The sequence below is a fragment of the Bradyrhizobium sp. AZCC 2230 genome (genome assembly GCF_036924495.1).
In the GTDB taxonomy this organism is placed as follows: Bacteria; Pseudomonadota; Alphaproteobacteria; order Rhizobiales; family Xanthobacteraceae; genus Bradyrhizobium; species Bradyrhizobium rifense.
The window spans coordinates 6,013,016-6,032,492 of sequence record NZ_JAZHRS010000001.1 but is presented as its reverse complement, the minus strand read 5'-3'; the positions used below and the strand labels follow the sequence as shown (position 1 = coordinate 6,032,492).

13 protein-coding genes are annotated in these 19,477 nt (G+C 65.3%); 5 read left to right on the top strand and 8 right to left on the bottom strand.

Annotated elements, in window-relative coordinates; all coding sequences use genetic code 11:
- Positions 1-139 precede the first annotated feature (139 nt).
- Both araD and V1280_RS28860 read left to right on the top strand, forming a co-directional pair.
- Positions 140-1,879 (top strand): L-arabinonate dehydratase, encoded by a 1,740-nt coding sequence (araD, locus tag V1280_RS28865; RefSeq protein WP_334532189.1) that lies wholly within the window; start codon positions 140-142, stop codon positions 1,877-1,879.
- 141 nt (positions 1,880-2,020) lie between these two features.
- On the top strand, positions 2,021-2,740 hold the full coding sequence (locus tag V1280_RS28860; RefSeq protein ID WP_334532186.1) for a ribonuclease activity regulator RraA: 720 nt from the start codon (positions 2,021-2,023) through the stop codon (positions 2,738-2,740).
- A gap of 158 nt (positions 2,741-2,898) precedes the next feature.
- Here the strand turns inward: V1280_RS28860 and V1280_RS28855 are convergent, their stop codons facing one another.
- The 5 genes from V1280_RS28855 to V1280_RS28835 all read right to left on the bottom strand — a co-directional run bounded on the left by V1280_RS28855 (position 2,899) and on the right by V1280_RS28835 (position 10,664).
- Positions 2,899-5,007: a S9 family peptidase gene (locus tag V1280_RS28855; protein WP_334532183.1), complete on the bottom strand. Its 2,109-nt coding sequence runs from the start codon at positions 5,005-5,007 to the stop codon at positions 2,899-2,901.
- A 404-nt stretch (positions 5,008-5,411) separates the two neighbouring features.
- The gene (locus V1280_RS28850; RefSeq protein WP_334520477.1) at positions 5,412-6,461 is read right to left on the bottom strand and encodes an IS110 family transposase; all 1,050 of its coding nucleotides are present in this window, start codon (positions 6,459-6,461) and stop codon (positions 5,412-5,414) included.
- Positions 6,462-6,677: 216 nt separating this feature from the next.
- On the bottom strand, positions 6,678-7,865 hold the full coding sequence (locus V1280_RS28845; RefSeq protein WP_334532180.1) for a pyridoxal-phosphate-dependent aminotransferase family protein: 1,188 nt from the start codon (positions 7,863-7,865) through the stop codon (positions 6,678-6,680).
- Between the two features lie 106 nt (positions 7,866-7,971).
- A complete protein-coding gene (locus V1280_RS28840) occupies positions 7,972-8,697 on the bottom strand; it encodes a thermonuclease family protein (RefSeq protein ID WP_334532177.1) in 726 nt (241 codons plus the stop codon).
- Positions 8,698-8,936: 239 nt separating this feature from the next.
- Positions 8,937-10,664: a hypothetical protein gene (locus tag V1280_RS28835; protein ID WP_334532174.1), complete on the bottom strand. Its 1,728-nt coding sequence runs from the start codon at positions 10,662-10,664 to the stop codon at positions 8,937-8,939.
- Between the two features lie 410 nt (positions 10,665-11,074).
- On the opposite strand from V1280_RS28835, the gene V1280_RS28830 reads away from it, so the two are divergent.
- Positions 11,075-11,923 (top strand): caspase family protein, encoded by an 849-nt coding sequence (locus V1280_RS28830; protein ID WP_334532171.1) that lies wholly within the window; start codon positions 11,075-11,077, stop codon positions 11,921-11,923.
- Between the two features lie 159 nt (positions 11,924-12,082).
- Here the strand turns inward: V1280_RS28830 and V1280_RS28825 are convergent, their stop codons facing one another.
- From V1280_RS28825 to V1280_RS28815, 3 genes are all read right to left on the bottom strand, one after another.
- The gene (locus tag V1280_RS28825; RefSeq protein ID WP_334532168.1) at positions 12,083-12,970 is read right to left on the bottom strand and encodes an efflux RND transporter periplasmic adaptor subunit; all 888 of its coding nucleotides are present in this window, start codon (positions 12,968-12,970) and stop codon (positions 12,083-12,085) included.
- A 198-nt stretch (positions 12,971-13,168) separates the two neighbouring features.
- Positions 13,169-14,440 (bottom strand): Spy/CpxP family protein refolding chaperone, encoded by a 1,272-nt coding sequence (locus V1280_RS28820; RefSeq protein ID WP_334532165.1) that lies wholly within the window; start codon positions 14,438-14,440, stop codon positions 13,169-13,171.
- Positions 14,441-14,830: 390 nt separating this feature from the next.
- Positions 14,831-15,844 (bottom strand): LysM peptidoglycan-binding domain-containing protein, encoded by a 1,014-nt coding sequence (locus V1280_RS28815; RefSeq protein WP_334532162.1) that lies wholly within the window; start codon positions 15,842-15,844, stop codon positions 14,831-14,833.
- Between the two features lie 150 nt (positions 15,845-15,994).
- Between V1280_RS28815 and V1280_RS28810 the strand changes: the two genes are divergently transcribed.
- Together V1280_RS28810 and V1280_RS28805 are read left to right on the top strand one after the other, a co-directional pair.
- A complete protein-coding gene (locus V1280_RS28810) occupies positions 15,995-16,687 on the top strand; it encodes a hypothetical protein (RefSeq protein WP_334532159.1) in 693 nt (230 codons plus the stop codon).
- Between the two features lie 125 nt (positions 16,688-16,812).
- Positions 16,813-19,476, top strand: a complete 2,664-nt coding sequence (locus V1280_RS28805; RefSeq protein ID WP_334532156.1) for a bifunctional diguanylate cyclase/phosphodiesterase — start codon at positions 16,813-16,815, stop codon at positions 19,474-19,476.
- Position 19,477 lies beyond the last annotated feature (1 nt).

The window sequence follows — 19,477 nt, the reverse complement described above, 5'->3', positions numbered from 1 at the left end:
GGACCGGATATTGCACTGCACCTTGATGTACGCACGCCCCCGTGCATACCAGCCGCTCGCGTGACTGATTATCCGGTGCCTTGCGGTGGATGGACGTCCCGTGAGAAGAGCAGCGCGAATTCCCTGACGGAGAAGGAAAGTGACCAAGAAGAAGAAAACACCCGACCAGCTCCGCAGCGCGCGCTGGTTCGCGCCCGACGATCTCCGCTCGTTCGGCCACCGCTCCCGCGCCATGCAGATGGGCTACGCCCCGGAAGAGTGGAAGGATCGGCCGTGCATCGCGATCATCAACACCTGGTCGGAAGCGCAGCCCTGTCACATGCACTTCAAGTCGCGCGTCGACGACGTCAAGCGCGGCATCCTGATGGCTGGCGGCCTGCCGGTGGAATTGCCGGCGCTGTCGCTGTCGGAGTCGCTGCTGAAGCCGACCACGATGCTCTATCGCAATCTCCTTGCGATGGAAGCCGAGGAGCTGCTGCGCAGCCATCCGGTTGACGGTGTGGTGCTGATGGGCGGCTGCGACAAGACCACGCCGGCGCTGCTGCTGGGTGCGACATCGATGAACATTCCGGCGATCTATCTGCCGGCGGGCCCGATGCTGCGCGGCAACTGGAAGGGCAAGACGCTCGGCTCCGGCTCGGACGGTTGGAAATACTGGGACGAGCGGCGCGCCGGGAAAATCTCCGACAAGGACTGGCTCGACATCGAGGCCGGCATCGCCCGCAGCTACGGCACCTGCATGACCATGGGCACGGCCTCGACCATGACGGCGATCGCCGAAGCGATCGGCATGACGCTGCCAGGCGCTTCCTCGATTCCCGCCGCCGACGCCAACCACATCCGCATGGCCTCCGAATGCGGCCGCCGCATCGTCGACATGGTCTGGGAGGATCTGACGCCGAAGACGATTCAGACCCGAAAAGCCTTCGAGAATGCGATTGCGGTCGCGATGGCGATGGGCTGCTCGACCAACGCGATCATCCATCTGATCGCGCAGGCCCGCCGCGCCGGCCAGGACATCGGGCTTGACGATTTCGAGATCGCGAGCCGCAAGGTACCCGTGATCGCGAATGTCCGCCCGAGCGGCGATGCCTATCTGATGGAAGATTTCTTCTATGCCGGCGGCCTGCCGGCGCTGATGGGCCAGATCAAGCCGCATCTGCATCTCGACTGCATCACGGTGAGCGGCAAGACCCTTGGCGAGAACATCGACGGTGCCGAGGTGCACAATGCCGATGTCATCCGCGGCGTGGACAATCCCATCTACAAGGAGGGCGCGCTCGCCGTGCTCAAGGGCAATCTCGCGCCCGACGGCTGCGTCATCAAGCCGTCCGCCTGCGCGCCACGTTTCCTCAAGCACACCGGGCCTGCGCTGGTGTTCGGCGACTATCCGTCGATGAAGAAGGCGGTGGACGATCCCAATTTGGATGTCACCGAAGACCACATCCTCATTCTGCGCAATGCGGGCCCGCAGGGCGGACCGGGCATGCCGGAATGGGGCATGCTGCCGATCCCGACAAAGCTGGTGAAGCAGGGCGTGCGCGACATGGTGCGCATCTCGGACGCGCGCATGAGCGGCACCAGCTACGGCGCCTGCATCCTGCACGTTTCACCGGAGTCCTATATCGGCGGCCCGCTGGCGCTGGTGCAGAACGGTGACCGCATCACGCTCGATGTCGCCGCACGCACCATCAATCTCGATGTGCCCGAGGCCGAGCTCAACAAGCGCCGCGCCGCCTGGAAGCAGCCCGAGCGCCGCTTCGAGCGTGGCTACGGCTGGATGTTCACCAAGCACATCAAGCAGGCCAACGACGGCTGCGACTTCGATTTCCTCGAGACCGATTTCGGCGCGCCGATCGGCGAGCCGTCGATTTACTGACACTGTCGTTCCGGGGCGATGCGCAGCATCGAGCCCGGAACCCATTTCACCACAGCGCTTGCGGCCCAATGGATTCTCAGGTGCGCAATTGCGCACCGTAGTTCGCGCTACGCGCGCCCCGGAATGACGAGAGAGAACACAATGACCAAACTCAGCGAAGCCACTCGCCACAAGCTCAAATCCGTCTCCACCGCCACCGTCGCGACCGCGCTGTTCAAGCGCGGCCTGCGCATCCAGATGATCCAGGATGTGCACCCCTTGGGCGCCGACCAGCCGACCATGGTCGGCGAGGCCTTCACGCTGCGCTATATGCCGGCGCGCGAGGATCTCAACACCATCGACGTCTTCAGGGATCACTCCCATCCGCAGCGCAAGGCGGTCGAGGATTGTCCGGCAGGCAGCGTGCTTGTGATGGACAGCCGCAAGGACGCGCGCGCGGCCTCGGCCGGCGCGATCCTGGTGACGCGGTTGATGAAGCGCGGTGTCGCCGGCGTCGTCACCGACGGCGGCTTTCGCGATTCCGCCGAGATCGCGAAGCTCGGCATTCCCGCCTACCATCATCGCCCTTCAGCGCCGACCAATTTGACGCTGCATCAGGCGATCGAGATCAACGTTCCCATCGGCTGCGGCGATGCGCCGGTGTTTCCAGGCGACATCATTCTGGGTGATGCCGACGGCGTCATCGTGATCCCCGCGCATCTGGCCGATGAGATCGCGAACGAAACCTTCGAGATGACCGCGTTCGAGGATTTCGTCACCGAGGAGGTCGGCAAGGGCCGCGGCATCTTTGGCCTGTATCCCGCGACCGATCCGCAGACGCTCACCGACTTCGCGGAATGGCGAAAGAAGAACGGCAGGTAGTTTCTTCGCCTCGCCCCGCTTGCGGGGAGAGGCCGGAATTCAAGCGCAGCTTGAATTCCGGGTGAGGGGGACTCTCCGCGAGCCTGACTCGCGCCGTTTACGCGGATACAGCCCCTCACCCCGACCCTCTCCCCGTAAGAACGGGGAGAGGGAGAAAATCACACCCCCGCCTCCGCCATCCCTGTCGCCCATAGCGCAAACGCATAAACGATCGCGACTTCGTCGAGTCGGTCGAAGCGCCCCGACGCGCCGCCGTGGCCGGCGCCCATGTTGGTGCGGAGCAGGACTGGACCGCCGCCCGTCATGGTCGCGCGCAGGCGGGCGATCCATTTGGCGGGCTCCCAGTAAGTGACTCGAGGATCAGTAAGCCCGCCCATCGCCAAAATCGCCGGATAGTCCTTGGCCGCGACATTGTCGTAAGGCGAGTAGGACAGGATGGTGCGAAAATCCTTTTCGCTCGCGATCGGGTTGCCCCATTCCGGCCACTCCGGCGGCGTCAGCGGCAGCGTATCGTCGAGCATGGTGTTGAGCACGTCGACGAACGGCACTTCGGCCACGATGCCGGCGAATAATTCGCCCGCGCGGTTCGCCACCGCGCCCATCAGCATGCCGCCGGCCGAACCGCCATGGCCGACGATGCGTTTGGCGCTGGTGTATTTCGCATCGATCAGCGCGCTGGCGCTGGCGGCGAAATCGTCGAACGAATTGGTCTTCTTCTCGCGCTTGCCGTCGAGATACCAGCCCCAGCCCTTGTCGGCGCCGCCGCGGATATGGGCGATGGCGTAGACGAAGCCGCGATCGACCAGCGACAGGCGGTTGGCGTTGAACGAGGCCGGCATCGCCATGCCGTAGGAGCCGTAGCCATAGAGCAGCAGCGGCGCAGCGCCGTCGAGTTTTAGTCCGCGGCGATAGAGGATCGAGACCGGCACCTCGGCGCCGTCACGGGCTTTCGCCATGATGCGCGTGGTGACGTAGTCGGCCGCATTGTGGCCGGACGGGATCTCCTGGCGCTTGCGCAAGGTGCGCGTGCGCTTGGCCATGTCGTAGTCGTAGACTTCCGACGGCGTCGTCATCGACGAATAGGCGAAGCGCAAATTCGGCGTGTCGAATTCGTAGGAGCCCATCGTGTCGAGCGAATAGGCGGCCTCGTCGAAGGCGATCGCGTGCTCTTCCTTGGTTGCGAGATCGCGGATCACGATCGCCGGCAGCGCGTTGGCGCGCTCCAGCCGCACCAGATGGCCGGCATAGAGATCGAGGTCGATGATGTAGATGCCGGGACGATAGGGGATCAGGTCGCGCCAGTTCTTCCGCTCGGGCTGGCTCAGCGGCGCGGTGACGATCTTGAAGTCGATGGCGTCGTCGGCATTGGTGAGGATGAAGAGCTCGTCGCCGCGATCGGCCAGCGAATATTGCACGCCCTCCTCGCGCGCTGCGACCAGACGCGGCGGCGCTTCGGGATGGGTGAGATCGATCAGCCGCTGCTCGGAGGTTTCGTGGTCGCCACCGGCGATCACGCAGAAGCGGCCACTGGTGCTCTCATGCAGATGGGTGAACCAGCCGGAGTCCGGCTCCTCGTAGACCAGCGTATCGTCGGCCTGTTTGGTGCCGAGCCTGTGCCGCCACACCTGCATCGGCCGGTGATTGTCATCGAGCTTCACATAGAAGAAGGATTTTGCATCCTTGCTCCAGACCACGCCGCCGTCGGTCTCCTCGACGACGTCGTCGAGGTCTTTAGCCGTAGCCCAGTCGCGGATGCGGATCGTGAAATATTCCGAGCCCTTGGTGTCGGCGCTCCAGGCCTGCAGTCTGTGATCGTCCGAGTGCCGGCTGCCGCCGAACTTGAAATATTTGTGGTCTTTTGCGAGCGCATCGCCGTCGAGCACGATATGGCCCTCGCCGCCGTCACGCGGCATGCGGCCGAACAGCTCGTGCTGGCCACCCTCGCGGAATTTGCGGAAATACGCGAACGGTCCGTCCGGCGACGGCACGCTGGAATCATCTTCCTTGATGCGGGCGCGCATCTCGCGCACCAGCGTCTTCTGCAGGCTCGCGGTGTGGCCGAGCAGGCTCTCGGTGTAGCCGTTCTCTTCATCCAGATATTTGCGGATGTCGGGATCGAGCACTTTGGGCTCGCGCAGCACCTCCTGCCATTTCGCGTCCTTCAGCCAGGCATAGTCATCGGTGACGGTGATGCCGTGATAGGTGAAGGAATGCGGCCGGCGCGGAGCGACGGGAGCGGTCGGGGTCGTGCTGGCGGATTTGGGCAAATCGATCCTCGATATAGGCGGAGTGTCTGGCCTCTATATCAGATCGAATGTGGGGGATTTAAAGAAGGCTGATGGGATGAGAACCGCTGTGGCCGCCTCATCCTCCGCCGTCGTCCCGGCGAAAGCCGGGACCCATATGTGGACGGCCCCCGTGGCACAAGAGCTTTGTGATGTTTGATCGGATCGCTTGCATCCATATGTCCGGCCTATTGATGCGGCTTGTCGGAGGACCGCTGGCCAAGATGGTTTTCGCGACACGAGTTCCAATCAACCACGCGACCTTGTTCGGCCAATGGGTCCCACGGATTTACTCGCATCTCGAACGATCGATCGCACCATCTCCTCTGCTCTTGCAGCTCCGGTTCGGCCGGTGGGCTAACCCGCCGGCCGGCCGAATCTCTCGATCACACGGCGGCGGCCGTTTGGGCCTCGGTTCGCGCCTCACGCCGCGCGCTGTCGTAGTGTTCTCCCGTCGTCATCAGCTTCCAGGCGATGCGGGCCATCTTGTTGGCTAGCGCCACCGCCGCCAGCTTCGGTGTCTTGCGCTTCAAAAGCTCGATCAGCCAGCTCGGCCCACGAGCTTTCGATTTGGCTATCTTGACCACCGAGGTTGCTCCAACCACCAGCAGCTGACGCAAGGTCTCATCGCCTGCACGGGTTATCTTGCCGAGCCTGGTCTTTCCCGCGGTGGAATGGTCCTTTGGGGTCAGGCCGAGCCAGGCGGCAAACAGCCGCCCCGAGCGGAAGGCATGTGGATCGGGCGCCTTCATCACCAGCGCTGCGGCGGTGACCGGACCAATCCCCGGGATCTGCGCCAGGCGCCGGCTCATGGCATCGGCACGGTGCCAGGAGAGAAGCTTAGCCTCGATGGCCTTCAGCTCGCCCTGCACCTGCTCATATTGGCGGGCAAGCATTGCAAACAGCTCCCGGGCCAGCGCCGGCACGCCTTTGTCCTGCCCGATCGCTGTCAGGAACGCGGCGAGCTTGTCCAGCCCCTTGGCCGCGATCAGACCGAACTCCGCCGCATGCCCGCGGATCATGTTGGAGAGTTGCGTGCGACGTGCGACCAATTGCTCTCGGACGCCCAGCAGCATCAGCGCGGCCTGCTGCTCGGCCGTCTTCACCGGCACATACCGCATCCGCGGCCGGCTTGCGGCCTCGCACAGCCCGTCCGCATCGCGCCCGTCGTTCTTGTTGCGCGGTATATAGGGCTTCACCAGCTGCGGTGCGATCAGCTTGACCGTGTGTCCCAGCTTGCCAAGCTCTCGCGCCAGGTGATGAGCCGCCCCGCAGGCCTCGATCACCACCACCGTCGGCGGCAGCTTGGCAAAGAAATCCAGCATCGCCTTGCGGCTAAGCCGCTTGCGCAACACGACCTGCTCAGACGCATCAACGCCATGCAGCTGAAAAATATACTTCGACGTATCCATCCCAATGCGGATAATCTGGTTCACGGACGGCTCCTGTGAATGAGTTTCTGACAACCTCATTCTGGCACACTGATGCCGTAGGGGGCCGTCCACACCATCAACCACAGGGAGTGGTTTGGCGAAGACTCGCAGTTAAGAGGACTTCCCGCGATACATTCACCGCGGGCAACCGATAGATCACGCGGTATGGGTCCCGGCTTTCGCCGGGACGACACTGAGTGTGTGGCGCGCAGCTGCGCCTCACGCCGCCACCTGCTCGCCGAGATACGCCACCGCCGCCTCGAGCCCGCCCTTGCCGTGCGGGATCTTCAGCGCGTTGAGGCTGACCTCGATCACCCCCAGCGTGCCGAGCAGCATCGGCGCGTTGACATGGCCCATATGGGCGATGCGGAACGCCTGTCCCGAGAGATCGCCGATGCCGGTGCCGAGCACGACGCCGCACTTCTCCTTGCAATAGCGCTGCAGCACTGCGGGATCGTGGCCGGTGGTCATCGTCACCGTGGTCACGGTGTTGGAGCGCTCGTGCGGTTCGGCAACGTTGAAGCCGAGCACCTGGCCCTCCGTCCATGCACCGACGGCGCGGCGCGTGGCCTCGCCGAGCAGGGCGTGGCGGCGGAACGCGTTCTCGAGCCCTTCCTCGTGAATGAGGTCGATGGCCTGGCGCAGCGCGAACAGCAGATGCACCGGCGCCGTGCCGGCATATTTGCGATAATTCTCGGTGCCCTCGCGCTCGCGCCAGCTCCAATAGGGCGTCGCCATGTTCGCTGTCTTGTTGACTTCCTGCGCGCGCGCGCCGGCAGCTACGAAGCCAAGACCGGGCGGTGTCATCAGGCCCTTTTGCGAGCCGGACATCGCGACGTCGACGCCCCATTTGTCCATCTCGAACGGCATGCAGCCGAGCGAGGCGACGGTGTCGACCATGTACAGTGCGGGATGGCCGGCGGCCTTGATCGCCTTGCCGATTGCCTCGATGTCGTTCTGCACGCCCGAGGCGGTATCGATCTGGACGACGACGACGGCCTTGATCTTGTGCTCGGTGTCGCGGCGCAGCCGCTCCTCGACCTCGTGCGGGCGCACCGCACGGCGCCAGTCGCCCTTGAGCACCTCGACCTCGGCGCCCATCAGCGCGGCCGCATTGCCCCAGCCGATCGCAAACCGTCCGCTCTCCAGCACCAGCACCTTGTCGCCGCGCGACAGCACGTTGCTCAGCGCGGCTTCCCAGGCGCCGTGGCCGTTGGCGATGTAGATGTAGGATTTGCCCTTGGTCGCGAACAGAGCAGAGATGTCGCGGAGCAGGCTTTCAGTCAGGTCGAGCATCTCCTTGGAGTAGATGTCGATCGCCGGACGATGCATCGCCTGCAGCACCGCGTCGGGCATATTGGTGGGCCCGGGGATGGCCAGAAATTCCCGGCCCGCGCGAACGGTCATTGCTAACTTCCTTGTGTCGTGAAGACGGTCTGGTGGGTTGCTTCGTTACGCTTTCTACGCGCCAGCGGCCTGCAAGAAAAGCGCGCAAAACGCAGGTCTGGGGCTCTTATCGCTTGGTCTCGCGGCATCCGGCGGCCTCGGCCTCCTCGACCGAGCAGAACCAGCGGGTGCCCTTGCTGATCTTCATCTTGATCTGGGTGTACCAGCGGCTGGTCGGGGTGTGATAGATGCACTCGCCGGCGGTATTGACGTTGCCCTTGATGGTGCAGTCCGGCGAGGGCGCGACCGGTCCCGAGGCCGAGGCGAGCAGCACCGAATGGGCGCCTTCGGGCGGCTTGGTGGCGCCCAAAATCGTCGTCTTCTTGTTGCGCACGCGCCAGTCCCAGGGCGCGATGAAGGCGCCCTGCCACATGCCGGCCTTGGCCTCACGCGCGGCGGCCTCGTCGGCATCGTAATCGTGGGAGACGCGGGTGTAGGACAGCGCCCAGCCGCTGCGCACCAGCCATTTCTGGATGTCCTCGCCGCCGACCTCGCAGCGCGCCACGGTGCGGCCGCGCCGGTCGATCGCGCGGGTATGGCAGACCCAGCTCTTGCCTTCGGTGTATTTGGCGAGCTCGTCGCGCGCGGCCGCACCGCAAGTCCAGCGCTCGGACTTGTTGTTGAGGCAGAGCTGGTCGCCCGACGGCGCGTCGATGCCGCCGAGCCGGATCCGCGTGCTGCCGATCACAACGGAATCGCCATCGCGGACCTTGGCGGTGCCGGTGATGTCGGCCGCCTGCGCCAGCGACGGGAGCGCGAGCAGAGACAGCGCAATCAGGAATTTTCGCAACATGCCGGTCCGCATTGTTGTCCGCATTGTCTTGGGAACACCTTGATAAGCCGCGCAATTGTGGTCGGCTTTGGGCCATGCGGCCAGCATATGCCTAACGGACAGGCTTTCAACTTCCCGTCATTGCGAGGGAGGTCTCGTAGGGTGGGCAAAGCGCAGCGTGCCCACCATAAGGAGATGGTGGGCACGGCGCGAAGCGCGCCTTTGCCCACCCTACGAGATCGTGTTCGGGGCATGCGACCTCACCGCCCCGCCATCGCCCGCTTCGCCACCGCCAGTCCCATCAACACGAACGCCGACGTCACCTCCGGGCCGCCGACCAAAATCCGCGTCGGGGTCTTCATCTTGTTCCATTCATAGGCGCGGAACGGGCCGCGGCGGCCGCCTTCGCCGATGGCATCGACGATCACGTTCAGTGCGGGTGCAAAGGCGCGCGGGTCGGCGCCGAGATGGCCGAGCGCGATCAGCGCCAGTGCCGCGTCGAACACGTTCATCTCCGCGGCCATCAGCTCGCCCTTGACGTAGGACAGCACGCGATGGCGGATGACATCGAAATCGCCGTCGGGATCGATCGCGGCCTGTGCTGCCAGCGGCAGCGCCAGGAAGGCCGCATAGCAGCGGCCGAAATAGGCGCTGTAGAGCTCCGGCAGATAATAGATGTGCGAGCGCGGATTGGCGAAGGCGCCGCTCGCGGCCAGCCGCTTCTGGAAGCCGATGATGCGATGCACGGTTGCGAGCCGCGCCGGCGTCTCCAGAATCTTCCAGCGCGCCAGGTTGCGAAAGCTCACCTCGAGAATGTCGAGATTGAGCGTCGGATCGAGATCGTTGCCGTAGGGCCGCTCGCCCTTGAGATTATCGATCCAGGTCGCAACCCCGCCGTCGTAGTCGATATTGTCGTTGAGCGGCACCGTCACGCGCGGCTCGTTGACACCGGCATGCACCTGATAGCCGCTGTAGAAATCCAGCAGCGGCTGATCGATGATCGCATCGGTGCAGCCGGCCTGCGTCGCCGCGGAAATCGAGCAGGCCGTCGTGTCGCAGTCGGGCACGTAGACGCCGAAGCCGAGGTCCTGCTTGATCTGCGCGAAATAGCGCGAAAAGCGCGGATGCGGCGGCGGCGCCAGCGCGGTGATGACGTTGAAGCGCTGACCGCCGATGCCCTCGACCTCCTCGCGGCTGATATTGACGCAAAAATCGACCATGTCGGCGATGGCGCGCTCGGCTGCGGTTTTGTCGGCCGGCGTAGCGAGCCCGGTCTCGACATAGCTGAGCAGTGCTTCGATGAAGAACGCGTCGTAATAGGCCGAGCGGTGGCGGATCTGCACCGGCTCCCACATCGGCTCGGCAATCCCGCGCCAGGGCGGATTGACCACCGCGCGCGCCGGCGAGCGCGCGATGAAGACGCGCGCGAGGTTGAACAGCAGTGACGAATTCTTGTAGCCGCGCGCGTTCAGCCCGGTGAGCGCCATGATCAGCTCGCGCCCGCGAAAATCGGGATCGCCGATCAGGTTGAAGGCGGCATAGGTCGGCAGGAAGCCGTTCTTGCGGTACGAGCCGAGCAGATGCTGCGCGCAATCGCGGATCACGCCGTCGATCTGCGATTGTGCCGGCATCGTGCCGACGAACCTGGCCGGCGGCGGTTTCGGATGATCGAGCGCGATGGTGTCGACGAGATCGGCGATGGGTTGGCCGACCGCCGCCCAGTCGGGTTCGGCATCGTCGCGGGCGCGGACCAAAGCTTCGCGCACCCGGGTCAGCCTGGCCTCGTCGCGCAGCTCGCTCAAGCCGGCGCGGCACAACAGCACCCGCAGCGCGGGATTGCCGAGCGCGGTCTTGTAGAATTTCGCCAGATGCGGATCGCCGCTGGCCTGGCCCGACAATACGGGATCGCAGACGTCATAAAGGGAGGGGCCGTCTTTCCGCGCCGTCAGTGCCCGGCACGTGGCTCCTGCGAAATAATGAAAGCTCATGAAATACCTGGGCGCGGGGGACTTATCCGGGGACCAGGTCGGTGACCCACCCCCGCAAGTCTTTGAAAAAGCTACCCGGATTCGCAGGAAATTCAAATGTGACTGAGGTCACGGAAAAACCCGGCACAAGGGCTGCATGATCGAACCCCGGAAGGCTACGGGGGAGCGAAAAAGGCGGAGATCTGGACAGGGGAATTAACCAACATATTCCGAGGCTTAGCTCAAATTTGGAGCGATCTATTGCCGGGCCGGCGATATCCGGTTAAGAGTTTGTTTGGTGCGGTGCCGCAAATTGCGCGCAATTCGGGGGCACTCCCCGGCCAATCCCTCAAACCTAAAGCGGCCATCGCGCTACTCAAACAGTGTGCGCGCGCTTGGCCGGTCTTTGGCAGTGACAGGAATGAAGCGAGATGAATGTTAGGCAGCTCGACATTTCCCGACGCTCGATTGCGCTCGTCGCCGCCCTCATCGGCACGGTGTCGCTGGCGATCGGCGCCCATGCTGCCCTCAACATGCGCGCGCTCGACGCTGCCAAGGCCGTCTCGACCGACCAGGTCACGGGCTCGCTGGGCCAGACCTCGCGTCTCGCGCTCGTCATCGGCAATGGTCATTATCCCGACGCGACCGCGCCGCTGACGCAGTCGATCAACGACGCGCGCGCGCTGTCCTCGTCGCTGCGCAAGAACGGTTTTGACGTCGACATGGTGGAGGACGCGAGCAAGGATGACATGGTCCGCGCCGTCAACCGCCTGAAGTCCCGCATCAAGCACGACACCGTCGTCATGCTGTTCTTCGGCGGCTACGGCGTGCAGGCCGGCCGCGAGAGCTACATGCTGCCGGTCGATGCCGTGATCTGGAAGGAAAGCGACGTCCGCCGCCAGGGCATCTCGATCGAGGGCGTGCTCAACATGATGAAGGAGCAGGGCGCCAAGGCCAAGCTCGTCGTCGTCGATGCGTCCCGCCGCAATCCCTATGAGCGCCGCTTCCGCTCCTATTCGCATGGTCTCGCGCCGATCGGCACGCCCGACAATGCGCTGATCCTCTCCTCGGCCTCGCCCGGCAAGGTCGTCGACGACGGCAAGGGTGAGCACTCGACGCTGGTCAGCGAGCTCCTCACCAATCTCAATGCGCAGGGCAGCGCCGAAAGCGTCTTCAACAAGACCCGCGTCGCCATCTCCCGCGCCTCCGAAGGCGACCAGGTCCCGACGGTTTCGTCCTCGCTGCTCGAGGATGTGCATTTCGACCAGGCCGGCGGCTAGTTTTTCTCGCGAAGTCTCGTGCCCCGGACGCGGCGCATCATGCAATGATGCGACGCTGAGCCGGGGCCCATTGTTTTGAGCTTCTCGTTCGGTGAGAGATGGGTCCCGGCTCTGCGCAGCAGCGTTGCACGCTGCAGCGCGTCCGGGACACAGGGACCGCTACTTCGCCGCTTCGCTCGCCATCACCGGGCGCACGGGATCGCCTTCGCGGAGCAGCGCGCCGGCGCGGGCGACGACGATATCGCCTTCGTTGAGGCCGTCGCGTACCTCGATATTGCCGCCCGACATCAACCCGGTCTCGACGCGCTTGGTCTCGACGCGATTGCGGCGGATCACCTGCACCACGGTGCCGGCGGATGAATATTGCACCGACGTCAGCGGCACCGCGACGTTGCAGCTCTGTCCGGACTTGATCAGCGCACGACCGCTCGCATTCAGCAGCAGCCGCTTCTGCGACGAGATCCCGATATAGACCATGCCCTGCTGGATGTTCGGCTCGACGGTCGGACCGATGCGGCGCACCTTGCCGTCGAGATCGCCGGCGCCGGCAATGCGCACGGTGGCCGGCTGATTGATCGCGAGCTTCCTGATATCGCTGGTCGCGACGAGGGCGACGAGGTCGTATTCGCTGCGCGCCACGATGGTGAACAGCGCCTCGCCCTTGGCCGAGGCGAGGTTGCCGATCTGTGCGGTCGAGGTGGCGATGACGCCGGCGACGGGAGCGGTGACCTGCAGCGTGCCGCCTTCGGGCAACGCCAGCCGTGCCATCACCTGGCCGGCCGTCGTGGTCTCGCCGGCTTCGGCCAGCACCTCCGTCACTTTCAGCCCCGGACGCTCGGGCCGCACCGAGGTTTCCTCGCGCGCGATGATCGAGCCGGTGGCCTCGACGATGTCGGAGAAGCAGGATTTTGCCGCCTTCAGCACCGTGACCGCCGGCCCCTTGGGCGCGTCGTCATCGGCAGCGCGCACGGGCTGGGCGGAGACCAGCGCCAGTCCGGCGAGGGCAACGAAGATCTGGGAAAAGGAACGCGCAGGCAATGAACGCATCGGTCATCCCGGTTGATCGCAAGAAGGCTTCAATCGATAGCAGAAGCGATTGCGGCGGGCCATGGGCTGACCGGATGAGAAATGCCACAGCGCAGGCGGCGCGATGCCGCCTGTTGATTTAGTCGCTACGACAGCAAAGAGGTTCGCCGCCTTTACCCTGCCCGGCAAGAGGGAGGGAACGAAGAGAGAGCGGGCCGCTCACATCCCGCGCTTCGGTCCGATCGCCTCGAAGGCGGCCTTCTGCTCGTCGCTCAGGTCCGCTTCGAAATCATCGAGCGCATCGCCGACACCGCTCGCCGCCTGCTGCATCCTCTCGAGCCGTACCTTCACGGCGGCGAGGCGGGCCTGCGGCGTTGCTGCCGATTTCGACGGACAGGGACTCAGCGTCTCCATGGTGCGCAGCGTGGTGTCCTGGAGCACGTCGAGCCGGGCGCGACCGGTGTCGTCGAGCTTGAGCATGGATGAGATGTCGGCGGCCGGCCATTGCTGCTGCACAAGCTGCTCATACTGGCGCTGGGCCTGCACATCGTAGCGGGGATCGTTGTTCGGATCGCAGGCTGAGGCGGCCTGCGCGTCCTTGTGCAGAGCCGACGCCAGCGCAGCGCGGCGTTCGTTGGCCAGCGAATCGAGCCTTGCTTTCTGGCCGTCATCGAGAAGGTCGACGAATTTGGCGAGCGGCGCCGTCAGCGCGTCCGTCGCCTTGATCATGGCATCAAGCCGGGCCCGCATCACGCCGAGGCGCTCTGGCGCCGTCATTGGCGCGCGCGCCGGGCACGCGGCGCGGATGGTATCGCGCGACGAGGCCCAGGCGGCGCTGAGATCGTCGAGCGCGGTGCGCTGCATCTCGTTCGGCTGCACCGTGGCGGCGATGCGGTCGACCGGCAAGCCGCCGGTGTCGCTGCCATTGCAGACCGCTTCCACCGACGGGACGCGTCGCGCACGACGTCCCTGCGGCGCGGTGTAGGCGGCGAGCTCCGGCGCCGCATAGGGCGCGAAGATCGCCGCATAGATATCGCCATAGCCATAGAGCGAGAGGCTGGTCGTATCGCCGAAGACGATTGCGGTGGTGAGATCGTCATGCGCGAACGGCCAGAACACGGGACCGATCCAGCCATAGCTGCCGTCGGGATGACGCCACCAGCCCTGCGGCCGCCGGCCGCCGTGCCAGCCTGACAGCGCAGCACCTGCCGTGAGCGCGGCACGCATCACGTAGGGATTGGCGGCTTGGCCCCGCTCGGCACCGCGAGGGTCCTGCGATCTCAACGCGGCGTCACGGGTGCGGCCGCTTCGCACCGCCATCCGCGCGTGGCGCAATCGCGACAGACCGATCACGTGGCCGACCGCGAAGCGCGCAACACCGAGCGGCCCGCCGCGTAGCCCGAACTGCGCTTCGGCCGTATTCGGCAACAGCACTGTCAGAAGCACCAGGACAGCGCCGGTAAGCGCCAGTCCCAGGCGTGATCTCGACATGACCACCGAGCCGATCACTTCTTGGCCCTCCTCCAGCGCCAAGCGCGCATCGCGTCGCAGGAAGAAGACGCGCAGGGGAACCAAATGTTCCGCGGCGAGACGGTCAAAGCGTCGCAGAGTGGTGGGGCATCATCGCGGCGCCTTTACCTCGCCCCGCTTCAGGCAGGGCAATCGCATATGGTGTGCACGGATGCGGCGGCATCGGCACTGGGCTCCCTCTCCCGCTTGCGGGGGAGGGCTGGGGTGGGGGTGTCTCCGCGTCGGGATTGTTGAGAATTGCGGAGGACGTCCCTGCGTGGCGAGAGCCCTCACCCGCCGCGCGCGGGACGATGCTTCGCATCGCCCGGGGCGCGTCGGCCTCTCCCGCAAGCGGGAGAGGCGAAGCAAGCCTCACTGCGCCTTTTGCGGCATGACAACAGTCTGCCCGGGATAGATCAAATTGGGATTGCGGATTTTTTCCCGGTTGGCGTTGAAGATCACCGCGTAACGGGCCCCGTCGCCGTAAGCGAGACGGCTGAGCGCCCAGAGGCTGTCGCCACGGGAGACCACCCGGCTGCCGCCGGCCTCCGCCGGTGTCGTGTTGAGGACGTCCGCGGGCGAGGCGGAAGCGACCGTCGCACCCGCCCCAGGCATCCTCGCCATGGACCTGGGCTTGGGCGTGCCCATCATGCGCGGCCGAGCTGCGGACCGATCCGGCGCCGAGGCCAGGCGCGGTGCCGGCAGGGACGCGACGACGTCGGATTTGTCGTCAGGCTTTGCTTCCTGCTTCGGCGACGCTGCGACGCGCGCAGGCGGCGGCGGGACTTCGGCCACCGTCACCGGCATGGTACGGCCGGATTGCGTGACGGTGCCGTCGGGCGCCTTGGCGCGCAGCGTCAGCTCATAGCTGCCGGCGGGAAGCTTTGGCGGGGTCATCACGAACTGGCCCGAGGCATCGGCAACCACGCTGTCGAGCGGCTGGCCATCACGCAGCAGTTCGACCTTCGAACCCGGCGCGGCCTGGCCGGCGATCACCGCGGCCTCGCCATGGTCGTCGACGCGGGCGACGTCGAAGCGGGGACCGGTGTCCGCAACGGATGGCTGCGGCTTGGCCGGCGCGATATCGGCCAGCGCCGCGACCTGCTTCTGGGTCTCGGCGAGCGCGCCCGCCTTCGGCGCTTCGGCCGGCGCCGGCGAGGCGGACGGCGCCGGTGGTGCAACCGCAGCGAGCTTCGGTTCTTCGGCCTTCTCGGTCTTGGCCTCGGCCTTCACCTCCGGCTTGCTCCCAGGCTTGGCGACGACCGCGACCTCGGTGCTTGTCCCGCCCGGCAGCAGACGGCGCAGCTCGGTCGGGCCGATCACCAGCACGGTGCCGGCCACCGCGAGCAGACAGAATGCAATGAAGGCCTTGGATGCGGTGATCATCAGTCCTCAAACCTCAGGTCGCAAATCAGCCCCGGCAAATTGCGCCGTTTTGGCTGCGGCAGCAAGACGGTCAATGGGATGAACCGAGTTACCCCCCTCCGCGTCAAATGGACGAGGCCGCACTGCCGCATTTTTTTAAGGACTTTCCTCGTGACCGCATTTCATCGCGCCGCGCCATGGCTGGTGCTTGCCCTGACGCTCGCCGCCGCCCCCGCGCTCGCCGCCTCCGGCCCGCCGGCGGGTTTCGTCCTCACCGACAATGCCGATCTCGCCTTCACCTCGCCCGACGGCGCCACCAGGCTCGAGCAGTACATGAAGGACGGCGGGGATTTCGACGTCAAATGGCAGGTCTGGGCCCGGCGCGGCGACCAGATGACCGAGCTGAAGCCGGAGCAGGGCTATGGCGCCGGCTTCCGCTTCACCAGCGACTCGCAATGGCTGGTGCGGATGCAGAAGACCGGCTCGGGCGAGCAGGATCTGTTTCTCTACCATGTCGAGAACGGCGCCTTCGCCAGCGCCACCAGGAAGTCGCTCAGCGATCTGGCCTGGGACTATTTTCACAGCCGGCCCGATACGAAGAACATGAAGCTCGACTACCACATCTCGGCCAATCTGATGAAAGGCACCGAGGATGCTTATCGCTGGCTCGGCGTCGACTGGCCCAACAATCGCTACCTCCTGATCTCGCTGTCGGGCGAAATGGACAAACACCCGAAGAACGTCGCCGTGAAGGGGCTGGCCGACTGGAAATGTCGCTATGACCTCAAGACCGGCAAGTTCGACGTGCCGGCGATGTTCGCCAAGGGCAACGCGGAAGCGCTGAACTGGGAGATCAAGCGGTGACGTTTCATCGCCTGTCGGCCGGGGAACCAACCCCCTGATTCCGCTCCGATTCACATTTCCCTAACCCTTACTGGTAACGGGGTCTTGTCGGTTTTGCTGCATCTTGCATCCCACGGGAGGACGGGATGGGCGCTTCAATCCGATGGACCGCGCGACTGCGCGCGCTGCTTCGCCAATGGCGGGGCGCGCCGCTGACGTGGCTGATCGTCGGCGGCTTCGTGCTGATGGCGGCAACCGCCATCGGCACCGGGCTCACCGTCGATCGCTTCCGCCAGAGCGCCATCGAGAGTGGCCGCGACAACCTCGAGAGCGCAGTCCGGCTGCTCGCCCGTCATTTCGACCGCGAATTCGCGGATTTCGCGGTGTTCCAGAAGAGCGTCATCGCGGAACTCGAAAGTCATGGCATCGCTTCCCCGGACGTCTTCCGCAGCGAGATGAGTACGCTCGCCATGCACGAAGAGCTGCGCGCGAAGGCGAGCGGCTGGTCCGACATCGCCGGCGCCAACGTGTTCGATTCCAATGGCGTGCTGATCAACTCGTCGCGGCGTTGGCCCGTCCCCGACGTCTCCGTCGCCGACCGCGGCTATTTCAACCGGCTCAAGAACGATCCGATCGCACAGGAAGAGATCGAGGTCGTGCCCGGCCGGCTCGGCAATGGCCCGGCGATCGTGATCGCGCGCCGCGTGTCCGGCCTGCATGGCGAATTCCTCGGCATGGTCACGCGGGCAATCACGCCGGAGCAGCTCGAATCGTACTTTGCTTCGACAGGGCTCGGCGAAGAGTCCTCGATCGCCATGCACCACCAGAACGGCCAGCTGCTCGCGCGCATTCCCCATGTCGACGACATGATCGGGCAGAACTACCGCACCGGCTCGCCCGAGCAGAGGGCCGTGTTCGAACGCACCTCCGTCACGACGCAGCTCGCAAGCCCGATCGACGGCAAGGACCGCATCGTCGCCTCGCGCCTCCTCACCGGCGAGCCGCTGGTCGTGGTCGCCACCAAATCGCTGGACGCGACGCTCGCCACCTGGCGCACCCAGACCAAATTCTTCGTCACTGTAGCCGTGCTGTCGATCGGCCTGCTCGTGCTGACGCTGTTCCTGATCTTCCGCCAGGTGACGCGCCGCGTCTCGCTGGAGAAGCAGCGGCTCGATACCGCGATGAACACGATGACGCAGGGCCTGCTCATGTTCGACCAGGACGAGCGGCTCATCGTCTGCAATCGCCGCTACATCGACATGTATGGGCTCTCGGCCGCGGTGGTGAAGCCCGGCGCCTATTTCCGCGACGTGATCCAGCATCGCGCCGACACCGGCTCGTTCGACGGCGACGTCGATTCCTATTGCGACGACATCCTGAACAGCGTCGGACGCATCCAGAGCAACATCGTCGAGACCTCCGACGGCCGCCTGATCGAGATCAAGAACCAGCCCGGCGCGGCCGGCGGCTGGCTCGCCACCCATGACGACGTCACCGAGCGCATCCGCGCCGACGAGCGCATCGCGCATATGGCGCATTACGACGCGCTGACCGACCTGCCCAACCGCGTGTTGATGCGCGGCCATCTGGAGCGGCGCGTGGCGGAGCTTGCCCAAGGCAAGCCGTTTGCGATCCTCTATATCGACGTCGATGAATTCAAGGGCGTCAACGATTCGCTCGGCCACGAGGTCGGCGACGAGTTGCTGCGCCAGGTCGCCAACCGCCTGCGCGCCTGCGTCAGCGGCAACGATCTGGTGGCGCGGCTCGGCGGCGACGAGTTCGCGATCATCAAGGCCGGCACCTGCGATCAGGCCGAGCTGAGTGCGCTCGCCGAACAGATCCTGACGTCGCTGCGCACGCCGGTGGACTGCAAGGGCCAGGAGATTGCGAGCGACGCCAGCATCGGCATCGCGATCGCGCCCGATCACGGCGACAATCTCGACGATCTGCTCAAGCGCGCCGATCTGGCGATGTATGCCGCGAAATCCGAGGGACGCGGCACCTTCCGCATCTTCGTGCCGGAATACGACGCCAAGGCCACGCTGCGCCGCCAGCTCGAGCTCGATCTGCGCCAGGCGCTCGCCCGCAGCGAATTCGAGGTGCACTACCAGCCGCTGGTCGATCTCTCCGCCAATGTCGTCACCGGCTGCGAGGCGCTGCTGCGCTGGCATCATCCGGAGCGCGGCATGGTCTCGCCCGCCGACTTCATTCCGGTCGCTGAGGACACCGGCCTGATCAGCGAGATCGGCGAATGGGTGCTGAGGCAGGCCTGCACGGAAGCCGCCTCCTGGCCCGGCGACATCCACATCGCGGTCAACGTCTCGCCGGTGCAGTTCCGGTCCAAGACGCTGGCGCTGAAGGTCGCCGCCGCGCTGGCCGAGTCAGGCCTCGCGCCCGGACGGCTCGAGCTCGAGATCACCGAAACCGTGCTGATCCGCGACGATTCGGAGGCGCTGACCATCCTGCAGCAGCTGCGCGAGCTCGGCGTGCGCATCGCGCTCGACGATTTCGGCACTGGCTATTCGTCGCTGAGCTACCTGCACCGCTTCCCGTTCGACAAGATCAAGATCGACCGCAGCTTCATCAGCGATATCGGCCAGTCCGAAGATTCCTCGCCGATCGTCCAGGCCGTGGTGCATATGGCCGCCGCGCGTCACATGGCAACGACGGCCGAAGGCGTCGAGACCGAGGCCCAGCGCGAGGTGCTGCGGCAGCTCGGATGCAGCCAGATGCAAGGCTGGCTGTTCAGCCCGGCGGTGCCGGCGGCGAAGCTGAAGCAATTGCTGTCGAAGCAGGCGGCCGCGGCGTAAG